At 46.5% G+C, this 15,271-nt stretch carries 10 protein-coding genes and 1 tRNA gene; 7 read left to right on the top strand and 4 right to left on the bottom strand.

Annotation, left to right across the window (positions count from 1 at the left end; all coding sequences use genetic code 11):
• Window positions 1-293 precede the first annotated feature (293 nt).
• From BEA93_RS17270 to BEA93_RS17240, 5 genes are all read left to right on the top strand, one after another.
• Window positions 294-1,190 (top strand): helix-turn-helix transcriptional regulator, encoded by an 897-nt coding sequence (locus tag BEA93_RS17270; RefSeq protein ID WP_105224872.1) that lies wholly within the window; start codon window positions 294-296, stop codon window positions 1,188-1,190.
• Between the two features lie 48 nt (window positions 1,191-1,238).
• Window positions 1,239-2,318: a chemotaxis protein gene (locus tag BEA93_RS17265; RefSeq protein ID WP_072652535.1), complete on the top strand. Its 1,080-nt coding sequence runs from the start codon at window positions 1,239-1,241 to the stop codon at window positions 2,316-2,318.
• 46 nt (window positions 2,319-2,364) lie between these two features.
• Entirely contained in the window at window positions 2,365-3,936 is a 1,572-nt protein-coding gene (locus BEA93_RS17260) for a cobalamin adenosyltransferase (RefSeq protein ID WP_100616716.1), read from the top strand.
• Between the two features lie 402 nt (window positions 3,937-4,338).
• Complete coding sequence (locus tag BEA93_RS17250) at window positions 4,339-4,536, top strand: hypothetical protein (RefSeq protein ID WP_001543225.1); 198 nt, start codon at window positions 4,339-4,341, stop codon at window positions 4,534-4,536.
• A 65-nt stretch (window positions 4,537-4,601) separates the two neighbouring features.
• On the top strand, window positions 4,602-6,275 hold the full coding sequence (locus BEA93_RS17240; RefSeq protein ID WP_105224871.1) for a phosphoethanolamine transferase: 1,674 nt from the start codon (window positions 4,602-4,604) through the stop codon (window positions 6,273-6,275).
• A gap of 143 nt (window positions 6,276-6,418) precedes the next feature.
• Here the strand turns inward: BEA93_RS17240 and BEA93_RS17235 are convergent, their stop codons facing one another.
• The 3 genes from BEA93_RS17235 to BEA93_RS17225 all read right to left on the bottom strand — a co-directional run bounded on the left by BEA93_RS17235 (window position 6,419) and on the right by BEA93_RS17225 (window position 9,482).
• A complete protein-coding gene (locus tag BEA93_RS17235) occupies window positions 6,419-7,462 on the bottom strand; it encodes a tetratricopeptide repeat protein (RefSeq protein ID WP_105224870.1) in 1,044 nt (347 codons plus the stop codon).
• Between the two features lie 436 nt (window positions 7,463-7,898).
• The gene (locus BEA93_RS17230) at window positions 7,899-9,089 is read right to left on the bottom strand and encodes a tyrosine-type recombinase/integrase (protein WP_001543219.1); all 1,191 of its coding nucleotides are present in this window, start codon (window positions 9,087-9,089) and stop codon (window positions 7,899-7,901) included.
• 298 nt (window positions 9,090-9,387) lie between these two features.
• Window positions 9,388-9,482 (bottom strand) — tRNA-Sec (locus tag BEA93_RS17225).
• Window positions 9,483-9,774: 292 nt separating this feature from the next.
• Between BEA93_RS17225 and BEA93_RS17220 the strand changes: the two genes are divergently transcribed.
• Together BEA93_RS17220 and yicI are read left to right on the top strand one after the other, a co-directional pair.
• Window positions 9,775-11,157 carry a glycoside-pentoside-hexuronide family transporter gene (locus BEA93_RS17220; protein ID WP_000834449.1) on the top strand — a complete coding sequence of 461 codons (1,383 nt, stop codon included), beginning with the start codon at window positions 9,775-9,777 and terminating at the stop codon, window positions 11,155-11,157.
• A 9-nt stretch (window positions 11,158-11,166) separates the two neighbouring features.
• Window positions 11,167-13,485: an alpha-xylosidase gene (yicI, locus tag BEA93_RS17215; RefSeq protein WP_105224869.1), complete on the top strand. Its 2,319-nt coding sequence runs from the start codon at window positions 11,167-11,169 to the stop codon at window positions 13,483-13,485.
• 51 nt (window positions 13,486-13,536) lie between these two features.
• Here yicI and BEA93_RS17210 read toward each other — a convergent pair whose 3' ends face one another.
• Window positions 13,537-15,246: an AsmA family protein gene (locus BEA93_RS17210; RefSeq protein ID WP_105224868.1), complete on the bottom strand. Its 1,710-nt coding sequence runs from the start codon at window positions 15,244-15,246 to the stop codon at window positions 13,537-13,539.
• Window positions 15,247-15,271 lie beyond the last annotated feature (25 nt).

Raw genomic sequence — 15,271 nt, 5'->3', positions numbered from 1 at the left:
AAATATTACCCGCGTTGATTTTTTACAGAGGTGCAGGTGATACGCAGTATGGTTGTCAGCCTGTTAAATGAAAAAAAGACTGTTGTTGGGATATGTTATTTTTTCTATATCAGCCCTTCCGGAAACAATAAACCTTATTACGAAAGAAACACCCGGACATCTGGTTTAAAGTTTGATTGTAATCAAATAAAAATCTGTTACCGGAGGGCGTAGTTTTGTGGAACTGACAAATGATGTCAGGGGTATTTATATAATTCACTTACACAAGAGTAATACTACAGGTGCAGTGATTTATGGCTGACTCAACGAGAAATCGCTCAGCGGAGCGTTTGATTGATATCCTTGTTGAATTACAGAATTATGGCGTGGTCAGTCGCCATAATTTGATGAAAAAATACAACATCACTGAGCGAACAGCATATCGTGATCTGAATATGCTTTCTCCCTTTATTGAAGCCTGTGGCGATGGAAAATACCGGCTTATTTCAGCAAGAGCAGGAAATCAGAGCAAAGAATCACTGCACAAATCTCTGGCCAGGTTACTGGATACTGATGCGATTTTTCCTGAACGGGATGAAGGTTTCTGGCAGAAATTAGAAAACAGGGCAACCGAAAAGCATATTCGTGTTCAGTTTCATAACCCTGAGCACACTATCAGGGATGATTTAAGAAAATATCTTGATGTTCTTGAAAAAGCGATCTGCAACAATAATGTTTGCCAGATTGCATATGCCGGTAAGACCAGAATCGTTCATCCCTATAAATTAACTAATCAGAGAAGTATATGGTATTTGCTGGCTACTGAAGAGAACAGGTTAAAGTCGTTTTCATTAGCTAAAATAAAATGGCTGGATATAAAAAAAGAAAAGTTTGCAAAGAGTGATGAAATACAGTCACTAGTAAGTGAGTCATGTGACCCGTGGGTGAGCGACAAAACATTTGATGTTGTGTTGTTCATTCACAGTAATATCGCCCATTATTTTTTGCGACGGGACTTACTTCCTTACCAGCAATTGCTACACAAACATGACAATGGCATTATGCTGTCATGCAAGGCTGCACATAAAAATCAAATTATCCTATTGATTTTATACTGGCTACCGAATGTTGAAATTATTGAACCAGTATGGCTGAAAGAAGCCGTGTTAACAATGTTAGGAAAATACCTCACCGCTGAGAATGTTTCCTGAAATATTTCAGTTGACTGATGATAAAGCAACCTGTACAGGAGGAAAAGAATGGCGTTACCTTTCATTATTTTGGGTGTGGCTGCCGGCGCTGCGGCATTCGGCGGAAAAAAAGCTTACGATGGATATCAAAAAAAGTCAGAAGCAGAGGATATCCTCGAAAAAGCAAAAGAGCGTTACGAGGAGCATAAAGAAAAATTTGAGCAGGCTGAAGCTCAGACATCATCAAAATTAACAACGCTCGGAAATAAAGAGCTTGAGATTGGTAAAGATTTCAGTGAGTTCGACAGGATTGCTGCTGAGCTCCTGGCGCGTCTGGAAAAAGAGGGCAATAAAGACCTGAAACTGAGTGTCCCGCAACATAACATCAATAAGATTCAGAACCTGGCCATTTCAGCGACAGAATATCTCAGTACGGTCGTCGCTGCCGGAGTTTCCGGGGCTGCTGCGGGTTTTGCTGTGTATAGCGGAGTGATGGCATTTGCTGCGGCTTCTACAGGTACACCCATTGCAGCGCTTTCTGGTGCCGCGGCTTATAACGCGACGATGGCGGCAATTGGTGGGGGCTCACTGGCTGCAGGGGGCATGGGAATGGCTGGTGGCGCAATGGTATTAGGCACTGCAGTGGCTGCACCGTTGATTGCCATTGCGGGCTGGGCTTACGACAGACATGCGACGAAAGCTCTTGAAAATGCCCATCAGTGTGCCTGCGATGTTGCACGGGCAGTTAAGAAAATGAATCTGGCCCGGGAGCATTTTGCAAAAGTTAATCAATACGTTGATGAAATTCTCGCTGCACTGAACAGAATGCATGCTGTATTTATTAAACACTATTTTGAGCCGCTTAAATCCATGCATTCTGTTATTACAGAACAACAGGATATCAGTGTATCAGATGAAGTCATTGTGCTTATTGACCATGGATATTCACTGGCCGCTATTATGACGGATATTATTACAACGCCACTGTTTAAACCGCGGAAACAGGAAAATGGTGAGGCAGTGATAAAAGATAACGTTATTGAAATGGAAACGGATGATAATGGAATGAACGTTATTAATAAGGATGAGCTGGATGATGTACTGGCCAGTTCGGTTGTGAAATTTGATGATTTTTCATCCCGGAGTTAATGATTTACCGGGCGTTAAAGCCCGGGTTTACAAGAAGTGAAATAACATGAATGTGGAAAAATTTGACTGGACAGAAGAGTTACATCAGACCATGGTGAAGAGCCTGGTTACATCATTCGGGCTGGATTTTCTGTTGCTAAATGATCGTAAGGGTGGTGATGTTGACACTATCCATAATGTGCGTAATGGCATTTATGCCACGGAGGCTGAGCGACAGCGGTATGAAGGTCGTGGCGAATATGATTCTCATCATTACCACAGCCATGAGAACTATATCGCGACGAACCGGGAAGGAAAGCGTGCGCATCAGGCAGGGACTCTTACTGATACATATACAGGCGAGGTGTTTGCTTCTGACGACAAAAAAAATCTGGATCATATTATTTCCGCTAAAGAAATTCATGATGATCCGGGGAGAATTCTTGCTGAACGGGATGGTGCAGAACTGGCAAATGACGCTTCAAATCTGGCATTCACTCATGAGTCGCTCAATAAATCAAAGAAAGCAGACTCAATGGATGCGTTTATTTGCACGCTGCAGAAAAACAGAGAAGATACGTTAAGGCAGATAGCAGAGCTTGAATCTCAGGCAACGCTGACAGAAAAGGAAAAGAAACGTCTGATAAATCTGAGAAAAAAAGCTGATGCAGATACTGAGCGTATGGAAAGGGCTGATAAATATGCCCGGGAAAAATATGAGGCCACGATTAATCAGAGCTATTACCTGAGTAGTAAGTTTGCTACTGCTGTCGCCAGTGCTTCACTTAATTCCGGTTTTCGTATGGGGACGCGACAGATGCTGGGGCTTATTCTTGCCGAGATCTGGTTCGAACTGAGGGAACGAATCCCGCATATTATCAGGCAGCAACGGAACTCATTCAGCGCCGGCAAATGCCTGTCCGAAATAACGTCAGCATTACGTGCCTGCCAGGAACGAGTACAGGAAAAATTCAGTTCTTTTTTAATTGCCTTTAAAGATGGTGTCATCGGAGGGATACTGTCAGGTATTACCACAACGCTGTTAAATATATTCCTGACGACGGAAAGAATGATTGTCCGGCTTATCAGGGAAATGTGGAACAATCTCGTTCAGGCCTTTAAAGTCCTGGTATTTAACCCGGAGGGATTATCGCCGGGGCAGTTAGCCAAAGCGGTCACTAAACTGATAGCAGCAGGTGTGGCTGTTGCCGGAGGGGTGATGATAAATGAGGCGATGGCGCAGATCCTTATTTTTCCATTTGGTTCAGAGCTTGCTGCCTTTTGTGGTGCGCTGACGACAGGTATTCTCGGGCTGGTGATGAATTATTATCTCGAATACAGCGAGGTTATGCAGCGGGTGTGGGCATTTCTGGACAAATTTAAGGATAAGTTCCGGCGGTCACTGGAATACTTTCAGGCAGTCAATGCTGAACTTGATCGCTATCTTGTAGAACTTACTGCGCTGGAATTTTCTGTTGATGCTGCCGCGTTAAATCACTTTTCGCTTCATCTGGATAGCGTAAACAGTGAGATAGAGCGCGGACTTCTGCTGAGAGAAGAAGTCAGCCGACGAGGGATTGAGTTGCCGTTTGAGTCAGGAAATGTGGCTTCTGTTCGTGACTGGTTAAATAAGCGATGAAATTACACCCTCCATTTCCCTGTAACCAGTGTGGGGCCTGTTGTCGTCATGTCAACAGGGCTGGTGAAACGCAATGTCTGGATCGTGGTGACGGTATTTGCCGTCACTATCAGACTGATTCTCATCTGTGTGCAATTTATGATAAACGCCCACAGATTTGCCGGGTTGAAGACCAGTATTTACTGAATTATCAGTCTCAGTACAGCTGGCAGGAGTTTATTGCATTAAACCAGGCCGCCTGCCTTATTCTGAATAAACTGTAATACCATTAATGGCGGCGTCAGTACAGAAACTGAGAGAACATAAAGCAGTAAAATGTCATACCGTTCAGCAGCCAGCGTTGCCTTCCCCGGCTGCTGTTATTGTAAGGCATTTTCGTTAAGAATGCAGAAGGAGAGGAGCGTGAGATTGCTGTTAAAAGGGCTCGTCGGAATGGCGCTGGCCTGGCTTGTTATTGGTTTCGGGATGGAGTTATTTTTTCTCGCCGATCGGGTTCATCCGGCATTAAGAGTAATTGTTGTCCTGGGGATGTTATTCCTGCTGATAATGATTGCGGGCGGTATGTGCCGTTCTCTTCTGTCACGAAAGAAAACATCATGACGATCCTGTTTACGCCGCTACATTTGTGGCGGCGGTTGATGCCCGTTTTATGATTATTCAGAAAAATGTATTCATCTGCCACGGTATGTTTCACGGTCAGCGCCGGGCAGAAATATCGTTTTTACTCAATTATTATGAAAATTAATCTTCCGTTCATACACTGGTCACGGATTAGCAATGATAAGCGCCTCGTGTTATCGGTGGTTGTCTTTACCCTTTCTAATATCCTTGTATCCTCAGGAGCGCATCTGATTTACCGGATATTATTCTTCACCCTGGCGCTTCTTATTATTAAGGCGATGAAATCGCTTACGCTGCGTTTTATTCTTGCCTTTTCGTTCACATTACTGACAGCGGCAGATATCAGTATCAGTTTGTATTCATGGTGTACATTCGGTACAACATTTAATGATGGTTTTGCAATCAGTATCCTTCAGACAGATCCTGATGAAGTAATAAGAATGTTCAGGATGTATGTTGTTTATGTTATCGCATTTATTATCCTCTTTTTATTGTTCTTCTGTTCAGCAATAAATAAAATGTCCTCATTGCCATCGGAAAAGGTCACGGTAATTACATTTTTATTGTTAATTACAGTAACGTTATATTCTTCCTTTCAGTTTGCGTTGAAGAAACAGTATCAAATAAATGAAGTTGATCCTTACATAGTCGCTTCCCGGTTTGCCACATATACCCCTTTCTTTAATCTGAACTATTTTGCACTGGCCGCAAAGGAGCATCAGAGATTAATGACGATTGCTGATACCATACCTCACTACGATCTGGTGATTACGGATAACAACACTGACGTATTTGTTCTGGTGATTGGTGAATCTGCAAGGACTGATAACATGTCCATTTACGGGTATTCGCGCCCAACCACTCCAGAGCTTCAGAAACAGAAATCACGACTGAAACTGTTCACTCAGGCAATCAGCGGGGCACCTTATACCGCCCTTGCGGTACCGCTGGCATTATCTGCTGATACCGTGCTGCATCATGATGTTCGCCATTACCCCGATAATATTATCAACATGGCGAATCAGGCGGGGTTCGATACCTGGTGGCTCAGTGCGCAGTCAGCTTTCCGACAGAACGGAACGGCTGTGGCCAGTATCGCCATGCGGGCCAGAAACAGAATTTATGTCAGAGGCTATGATGAGTTACTGCTCCCACACCTGGCTGAAGCACTGAACAGTAATCCGGGGAGCAGGAAACTGATTGTTCTGCATCTGACGGGCAGTCATGAGCCAGTCTGCAGTAACTGGCCCAGAGATAAAGCCGTGTTTAAACCGCTGGATACAGAAGAAGTCTGTTACGATAATTCCATTCATTATACCGACAGTTTGTTGGGACAGGTTTTCACCATGCTGGAAACGCGTCGGGCATCCGTCATGTATTTTTCAGATCATGGCCTGGAGTATGACCCGACAAAAGAGCATGCCTATTTTCATGGCGGAATAAAACCCAGCCAGCAGGCTTATCATGTTCCGATGTTTATCTGGTACAGCCCGGCACTGGGAGAGCATGTCGATCGCCAGACGGTGAACAGCGTTTTTTCCACTGCGTTTAATGATTATCTGATTAATGCATGGATGGGCGTAACCAAACCGGCTCAACCGAAAACACCGGAGGAGGTGATTACCCGCTGGCAGGGGAAATCCGTGGTTTTTGATGCCAGTCATAACGTGTTTGACTACAAAGTATTACGAAAGAACTTTAATGAACTCCTGGAATAATTCGTTAAAGTAATTTACGACTCTATTCTTTTTTAAAGGAAACTTTCAGAAAATGCCCCCAGGGCGATAACCTGGGGAAGGGGGGCTGTGTTATTACTGGTGGATAAATTATTACTTGTTTGAAAGATACACTAATGCAATATCTACTGATGCTGGATGCTTGAGTGTTTCATTCCTGCTGCTGAAAACGGCAATATCCAGGGCCAGACATATTCACCGTTAATATTTCTGCATTTCTGTACAATTTCCTCAGAAAGTGTCTCATCAATTCTTTCCCGCAACAGCTTCTGCTGTCTTAAAATGCTTTCGCATATTTCGAAATCATCTTCCTGCATCAGCATTTCGGCGCATTTAATGATTTCTGCTCGTTCATGCAGCACAGAGGAATGGTTATAGAGCCAGTTTACAAACAGCAATGCTTCTGGATATTGTCCCCATAATGGTGAGTATGTTGCATAGTAATCTTCTGCCGTATCCAGAGAGCCGGAGAAGTTATGCCGCACAGCAAGTGGAAATGGATGCAAATTTCCGCACAGCATTTCCGCGATGTAAGTGTTTGTAGCAAAGCCATGACGAAAAGCTGTGGCAGCCTTAACATGTTCCCCATTCAGAAAATGCAGAAGACCAAGTTCATACCAGTAAGGTGAAAATTCATCAGCATGCTCTTTCAGTACACTGAAGGCTTGCTTATGATCGCCTGTTCGTAACAGTTCTGAGCCCAACAACCAGCGGGCACCCTGATTATCTTCAGGATTGTATGCCAGTATTTTATCAGTAAGCATAACCGCATCCTGATGACGCTGTAAGTGCACATTTGCGAGAATTGCTGCATAAAGTGCGCGCAGATAAGGCCGGTTTTCGGGATGCATCCAGATGATTTCACCATTGAAACTTTCCGGGATGAGACGATTACCTGCTGCCAGTCCTTTAAGAGCGGCGTTCAGTGCCTTACGCGGGGCATTCTGCTCCAGAAATGCATATGCCAGATGAGCGTGTATATCAATAAAGTCAGGCTCCTGTTGAGCAAGGCGTCTGAGTTTGTTGATGTAACTTGTCTCGCTGATTTCATCAGTGTCGTATGCATCAAGCACTTCTTCAAACTCCCCCAGTAATGGGCCAAACCAGGTATCCGGAAATACGAAACGACCCTGGTTATTGTTCACTTCAAAGCGTAATCTGTCGTTCATTTTCTGAGCCTGTAAAACGGATGGGACACAATCTGAAAAGCATAAAAGTCATGATGTTGTGTATCAAGTCTTGTTTTTGTCCGGGATGAATGTTGTTTATAATATCATCGACAGTGTTTTTACATGAGAATGAAAATTTATCTTTATCTGCATTCCGATGTATTGTGAATTATCAGCTGAAACAGCATATTAATCGATTTTTTTTGGGGGGGAATGGTGCTGAAATAACGACATGATGATGATTGATATTACAGGTATCAAAATTGTTAGCGGTCCATAACGGTGTGATGTTTTGAGATCGTTTACAGATACAATATTAAATATTTTGTCAAAAAACAAAAAATATCTAAAAATAAAGCATAAAAACAAAATTCCTCCGGATCTGGAGGCCGGAGGAGAATTTGTGGATTGAGAGAAAATATCAGGACAAGTGCTCTTAACCCTGACTCTCTTGCTTAGAAAGCGAATCAATATAATCTGCGTACCACTGCATCATTTCACGGCGACCATCGAGATACTGGGCATGATTATAGGTACCCCTGATGGCGTTTTTATCCACATGAGCTAACTGCATTTCAATCCAGGCAGAATTAAAGCCCTGTTCGTGCAGAATGGTACTCATGGTGTGCCTAAAACCGTGCCCTGTGAGTCTTCCCTTATATCCCAGTAATTCAATGACTTGGTTAATGCTTTCCTTACTAATTGGCTTGCGAGGATCGTTCCTACCGATAAAGACCAGAGGATGATGTTTTGTGATGGGTTCAAGTTGCTTAAATAGGGCAATGACCTGCTCAGAGAGTGGCACAATATGAGGTCGCTTCATCTTCATTACTTCTGCCGGAATCTCCCATAATTTTGTCTCAAAATCGATATCCTCCCAGCGTGCGAAACGTAATTCTTGTGTTCGTACACCGGTTAACATAATGATCTGAGTAGCTGTCTTAGTGATGATACTTCCGGTATAACCCGCCAGATCGTTGAGGAAGTGGGGAAGTTCATTAGCAGTAAGAAAGGGAAAATGTACTTTTTTCGGTGTGGCTAAAGCACAGGCAAGATCGGGAGCAGGGTTGTAGTCTGCCCGACCAGTAACAATTGCATAGCGGAACACCTCACCACAGCGCTGGCGGACTTTGCGCATTTTCTCCAGAGCTCCACGTTTTTCCATTTTACGCAGTGCTTCCAGTAACTCCATTGGTTTGATTTCGGCGATAGGGCGTTTGCCAATGTAGGGAAAAATGTCTTTTTCAAAGGTATCAATGATTTCATCACGATAGCGTAATGACCATCGATCGGCTTTTGACTGATGCCATTCGCGAGCAATGGCCTCGAACGTATTTTTCAAACTCATTTGCTGCGCGATTTTTTCTTCTTTTTTTGCCACCCCTGGATCGCCTCCAGCAGCGAGGATTTTTCTGGCTTCGCTGCGTTTTTCACGAGCGTCGGCTAGCGTTACATCGGGGTATACGCCAATAGAAAGCATCTTTTCTTTACCAGCAAAGCGGTACTTCATACGCCAGTATTTAGAACCATTAGTGTTAATCAGTAGATACATACCACCGCCATCAGCAAGTTTATAGGGCTTTTCTTTTGGTTTTGCGGTTTTCACTTTAATATCGGTTAATGCCATGACATCCTCCGGCTTTTAATGAATTCATGTTCCTGAGGGGGATTTCTGCCAGTAATTAACCTGATACCCCCAATGCACCCCTTGTATAACAAAGATGTTGTTGAAAGCCGTTGTTATATATCATATTTTAACAATTATGGGGGTGCTGATATTTCAATAGGAAATAATACCCCCTAAAGTACCCCCAAAAGCAACTTGATACGGGGTGAAGTCGGTTGACTTCTGGATACAAAGGAATCCTGATATACAAGGGATTAGAAGGGGGGGTTGACATCGGGAGAGTTCAGAATATGTTAATTGGCGGAAGATCACAGGAGTCGAACCTGCCCGGGACCGCTGGCGGCCCCAACTGGATTTGAAGTCCAGCCGCCTCACCGGAGACGACGATCTTCCGCGCCTCGATTGCTACATGGAGGCGGGGCGCATTATAGCTACTTCCTTGAGTTTCTACATCCCCTGGTTCATTTTTTTCCGGGCAATATGCGCAAAGCTTTATCACTAACCCATTATAATTAACATAAATATCATATATTCCAATGATATATGGGTAGGTTTATCGCTACCACGATCACATAAAACAAGAATCATAAATTAATAACCAGATATCGGAATATTCACTCTGGCAGGGATGGTTTACAAAACTCTTTATCGGTCTCAGCACCCCCATAGCATCAAGGAAAAGCAGATGAAGAGTGAAGTGTTGTCCGTTAAAGAGAAAATTGGTTATGGCATGGGAGATGCCGCCAGCCACATTATCTTCGATAACGTAATGTTATATATGATGTTCTTTTACACCGATATTTTTGGTATTCCTGCCGGATTTGTCGGAACCATGTTTTTGGTCGCTCGTGCACTGGATGCGATTTCCGATCCTTGCATGGGGTTGCTGGCCGATCGAACGCGCTCTCGCTGGGGTAAATTTCGACCGTGGGTACTGTTTGGCGCACTGCCATTTGGTGTGGTCTGTGTACTGGCATATAGCACGCCAGATCTCAGTATGAACGGTAAAATGATCTATGCAGCAATTACTTATACCCTACTTACCTTACTTTATACCGTCGTCAATATCCCTTACTGCGCATTGGGTGGTGTAATTACCAATGACCCGACTCAGCGTATCTCGCTGCAATCCTGGCGTTTTGTGCTGGCGACCGCGGGAGGCATGCTCTCCACTGTGCTGATGATGCCGCTGGTTAATTTAATTGGTGGTGATAATAAACCACTCGGTTTCCAGGGCGGCATCGCGGTGCTTTCCGTGGTGGCATTTATGATGCTGGCTTTCTGTTTCTTCACCACTAAAGAACGCGTTGAAGCGCCACCTACGACGACGCCTATGCGGGAAGATTTACGTGATATCTGGCAAAACGACCAGTGGCGTATTGTCGGTATTCTCACCATTTTTAATATTCTGGCGGTGTGTGTACGTGGTGGGGCGATGATGTATTACGTCACGTGGATTCTGGGTACGCCGGAAGTGTTTGTCGCTTTTCTCACCACTTATTGCGTGGGTAACCTGATTGGCTCCGCACTGGCAAAACCACTGACCGACTGGAAATGTAAAGTCTCTGTCTTCTGGTGGACGAACGCCCTGCTGGCCGTGATTAGCCTCGCGATGTTCTTCGTTCCCATGCAGGCCAGCATCACCATGTTTGTCTTCATCTTCGTGATTGGTGTGTTGCATCAACTGGTGACACCTATCCAGTGGGTAATGATGTCCGATACCGTTGACTACGGCGAGTGGTGTAATGGTAAACGACTCACCGGGATCAGTTTTGCTGGCACGCTGTTTGTGCTCAAACTGGGGTTGGCCTTCGGAGGCGCACTTATCGGATGGATGCTGGCTTACGGTGGATATGATGCAGCAGAAAAAGCGCAGAACAGCGCCACAATTAGCATCATTATCGCGCTATTCACGATTGTTCCGGCGATCTGTTATTTGCTGAGCGCGATTGTCGCTAAACGCTACTACTCTCTCACAACGCACAATCTGAAAACCGTTATGGAACAGTTGGCTCAGGGCAAACGCCGTTGCCAGCAGCAATTCACCTCTCAAGAAGTGCAGAACTAAGGAACGGCAATGAAAATTAGCGACGGAAACTGGTTGATTCAACCTGGCCTCAATTTGATTCACCCGCTTCAGGTGTTCGAGGTTGAACAGCAGGGTAATGAAATGGTGATCTATGCTGCCCCCCGTGATGTGCGTGAACGTACCTGGCAGCTTGACACGCCTTTATTTACGCTGCGTTTTTTCTCCCCACAGGAAGGTATTGTCGGTGTACGGATTGAGCATTTTCAGGGGGCGCTGGATAACGGCCCTCATTATCCGCTCAATATTTTGCAGGACGCGAATGTCACAATCGAAAACACAGAAAGTTACGCTGAGTTTAAAAGTGGCAACTTAAGCGCGCGTGTCAGTAAAGGTGAGTTCTGGTCACTGGATTTTCTGCGTAATGGCGAACGTATTACCGGTAGCCAGGTGAAAAATAATGGCTATGTGCAGGACACTAATAATCAACGAAATTATATGTTTGAGCGGCTGGATCTTGGCGTCGGTGAAACGGTTTACGGGCTGGGAGAGCGTTTTACTGCCCTGGTGCGCAATGGTCAGACGGTAGAAACCTGGAACCGGGATGGCGGCACAAGTACTGAACAGGCGTATAAAAATATCCCGTTCTACATGACTAACCGTGGTTATGGTGTACTGGTCAATCATCCCCAATGCGTCTCTTTTGAAGTGGGATCGGAGAAAGTCTCCAAAGTGCAGTTCAGCGTGGAGAGTGAATACCTCGAATACTTTGTTATCGACGGCCCGACGCCGAAAGCGGTACTTGATCGTTATACCCGTTTTACCGGCCGTCCGGCGCTGCCGCCCGCGTGGTCCTTCGGTCTGTGGTTAACCACTTCATTTACCACTAACTACGACGAAGCGACGGTTAACTGTTTTATCGATGGTATGGCGGAACGCAATCTGCCGCTGCATGTTTTCCACTTTGACTGTTTCTGGATGAAAGCCTTCCAATGGTGCGATTTTGAGTGGGATCCGCTGACCTTTCCGGACCCGGAAGGCATGATCCGCCGCCTGAAAGCAAAAGGGCTGAAAATCTGCGTCTGGATTAACCCCTATATTGGGCAGAAATCTCCAGTCTTTAAGGAGTTACAAGAGAAAGGCTATTTACTCAAACGCCCGGACGGCTCGCTATGGCAATGGGATAAATGGCAGCCAGGGCTGGCGATTTATGACTTTACTAATCCGGATGCCTGCAAATGGTACGCCGATAAACTGAAAGGTCTGATCGCGATGGGTGTCGATTGTTTTAAGACCGACTTTGGCGAACGTATTCCAACAGACGTTCAGTGGTTTAACGGTTGTGATCCACAGAAAATGCATAACCATTATGCATACATCTACAACGAACTGGTGTGGAACGTGCTCAAGGAAACCGTCGGAGAGGAAGAAGCCGTCTTGTTTGCCCGCTCGGCCTCCGTCGGTGCGCAGAAATTCCCGGTACACTGGGGTGGCGACTGTTACGCTAACTACGAATCAATGGCGGAAAGCCTGCGCGGTGGTTTGTCTATTGGCCTTTCAGGTTTTGGCTTCTGGAGCCACGATATCGGCGGCTTTGAAAATACCGCTCCGGCGCACGTTTACAAACGCTGGTGCGCGTTTGGTTTGCTTTCCAGCCATAGCCGTTTACATGGCAGCAAATCTTATCGTGTGCCGTGGGCCTACGATGATGAGTCCTGTGATGTGGTGCGCTTCTTCACGCAACTGAAATGCCGCATGATGCCGTATCTTTATCGTGAAGCTGCTCGTGCGAACGCGCTGGGTACGCCGATGATGCGCGCAATGGTGATGGAGTTTCCGGACGATCCGGCCTGTGATTACCTTGATCGCCAATACATGTTGGGCGGCAGCGTGATGGTCGTGCCGGTGTTCACTGAAGCTGGCGATGTGCAATTCTACTTGCCTGAAGGTCGCTGGACGCACCTGTGGCATAACGATGAAATAGACGGCAGCCGCTGGCATAAACAACAACACGGCTTTCAGAGTCTGCCGGTATATGTGCGTGATAACACCCTACTGGGGCTGGGCAACAATGAACAACGCCCCGATTATGCGTGGCACGAAGGCACGGCTTTCCAGCTCTTTAATCTGCAAGACGGGCGTGAAGCCGTCTGCGAAGTCCCAGCCGCTGATGGTTCGGTGATCTTCACCCTGAAAGCGGCACGTACTGGCAACATCATTACTGTGACTGGTACGGGAGAAGCGAAGAACTGGACGCTGTGCTTACGCAATATCGCTAAAGTAAATGGTCTGCAAGGCGGTTCGCAGGCTGAAAGTGAGTTGGGTGTGGTGGTGACCCCGCAAGGGAATGAACTGACAATTACGCTGTAATTTGTTGAAGAAATACCGGGTACGTCTGTGTCGTACCCGGCGAGATTGATTTTACTGTACCGGCTCCGTCGATGTAACTTCACCACTGGAAACCACGCCAGCATTCATGGTTTGGGTCACTTGTTGTTTTTCAGCATTTACGGCGTGGAGCTGTCCGTTAACCGTGGGTTTTAGCGGTGCATCGGCCTGAATATCGCCGCTGGCAGTGAGCTGAATATTGCCATCGCCCGTAATCGGTAACTCTGGCCATCCCCACTGTTGCAGAATATTCACCGGCACACCGCGTCCGTTCAGGCTGATATGGGTCTGGCGCTGCGGCGTTTGTGAGACGCTGGCAGTGGCTTCCAGAATGCCTTTCTCGGTAAACGCGCTAAGTTCGCTGATATTCACCGTGCTGCTGTTGGCGGTTAGCGCCAGCGACGGGCGGCGCACATCAACACGATTGAATGTTGCAGCGGCAGCATTCAGATTTGCCGTGCCACTCCAGACGCCCCACTTATGATCGGCTACCAGTGTCAGATTCGCGCCGTAGCCATCCAGCGCTGTGAGCTGCCACGGGAAGGCTGGGTCAATATCAATGATTAGATTGCGGCTGGCGCTGAATCTCTTCAGTTGCAGAGTGTTTAACCAGGCGGGAGTTTGCTGCATCCACAACTGTTGCCAGTTTTTAGGTAAGGTATATTCCAGTCCAACAATCGCTGCATCGTCGAGGATCAGCGTTTTTCCATCGCGCTGCCAGTTTCCTGACGTTCTGACCATCCCCCCTTCCCAGCGGCTGGTGAACTGGCGCAGCGCTACGCCTTGCGGGGAAAATTCCGCGTTTATAATCGGGTCAAATAAATGCAGCGAACCATAAATAAACTCGCTGGCGTTCATTGATATCTTGCCTTCCTGTGTCTGCCAGTCATCTTTAATAAAGGTCATATTGCGCAAGCTGAGATCGAGATCGGTCACCGCCCAGTCCGGGCCTTGCAGGCGGGCGTCGATCACTTCCAGGCGGCCAATCTGCAATGACGGGACAGAGCGCAAGGGCGCAAAGAAGTCGGTGAGCGATTTTTCGCTTTGCAGACGGATATCCGCCAGGCGCAGATTTTCCACCTGCCAGCTACCGTCGGCGTTACGCTGCGCATTTCCGGTTAATGTCCCGCGGGCGATGTCGGCACCCAGATTAGTCAGTGTGACGCGATCGTTATCAATATTCCCTTCAATCAACACATTGGTGGCAGGAACATCATTGAGCGACAGAGAGCCAGCACTGAACTGAATTTGTGCTTTTGAGCCTAGTACTTTACCGGCTTCCGGCGACCACGGAACGACGCCGCCATTGACTCGCTGTGCGCTAAGATTCCACTCGCTATTGGGACTGTTAAATGCCATATCACGCAGTTGCAAACGATCCGCTTTAAACGGTAGCGGCGCGGTCTGGTCGGTGAGATTCAGCGTCCCGTTTTCCAGCAGGATAGTATCGACATGCCGTGGCTCGCTCAGTTGCCGACTACTTAGCGCGATATCGACACTTTTTGCAACCAGAGTGGCGGGTTGACCATCACGACCGAATGTGACGTTCTCCAGCAAGATATGAGACGGCGCGGAAAAACGGTGATCCATCGCCCCGAAGGCCAGATGATAGTCGCTATTCTCGGAAATCCATGCGCTGATATGCTCTGCTCCCCAGCGGGTTTGCAGAAGGAAATAGAGGCCAACTATCGCCACTAACAGCGTGATGAAAATGTAGAGAAGCAGCTTCCCAATAAATTTCATGGTCTTCCATCCCGTGAAATGCACA

The sequence above is a fragment of the Escherichia sp. MOD1-EC5950 genome, assembly GCF_002965345.1.
GTDB classification, from domain to species: domain Bacteria; phylum Pseudomonadota; class Gammaproteobacteria; order Enterobacterales; family Enterobacteriaceae; genus Escherichia; species Escherichia marmotae.
This window is presented reverse-complemented; position numbering and strand designations above follow the sequence as displayed.

What these genes read in the sequence shown, in the direction of transcription:
- BEA93_RS17260 (WP_100616716.1), top strand. Translation starts at nt 2,365, where the DNA reads ATGAATGTGGAAAAATTTGACTGGACAGAAGAGTTACATCAGACCATG.
- BEA93_RS17240 (WP_105224871.1), top strand. Translation starts at nt 4,602, where the DNA reads ATGTATTCATCTGCCACGGTATGTTTCACGGTCAGCGCCGGGCAGAAA.
- BEA93_RS17220 (WP_000834449.1), top strand. Translation starts at nt 9,775, where the DNA reads ATGAAGAGTGAAGTGTTGTCCGTTAAAGAGAAAATTGGTTATGGCATG.
- BEA93_RS17235 (WP_105224870.1), bottom strand. Translation starts at nt 7,462, where the DNA reads ATGAACGACAGATTACGCTTTGAAGTGAACAATAACCAGGGTCGTTTC.
- BEA93_RS17270 (WP_105224872.1), top strand. Translation starts at nt 294, where the DNA reads ATGGCTGACTCAACGAGAAATCGCTCAGCGGAGCGTTTGATTGATATC.
- BEA93_RS17210 (WP_105224868.1), bottom strand. Translation starts at nt 15,246, where the DNA reads ATGAAATTTATTGGGAAGCTGCTTCTCTACATTTTCATCACGCTGTTA.
- yicI (WP_105224869.1), top strand. Translation starts at nt 11,167, where the DNA reads ATGAAAATTAGCGACGGAAACTGGTTGATTCAACCTGGCCTCAATTTG.
- BEA93_RS17230 (WP_001543219.1), bottom strand. Translation starts at nt 9,089, where the DNA reads ATGGCATTAACCGATATTAAAGTGAAAACCGCAAAACCAAAAGAAAAG.
- BEA93_RS17265 (WP_072652535.1), top strand. Translation starts at nt 1,239, where the DNA reads ATGGCGTTACCTTTCATTATTTTGGGTGTGGCTGCCGGCGCTGCGGCA.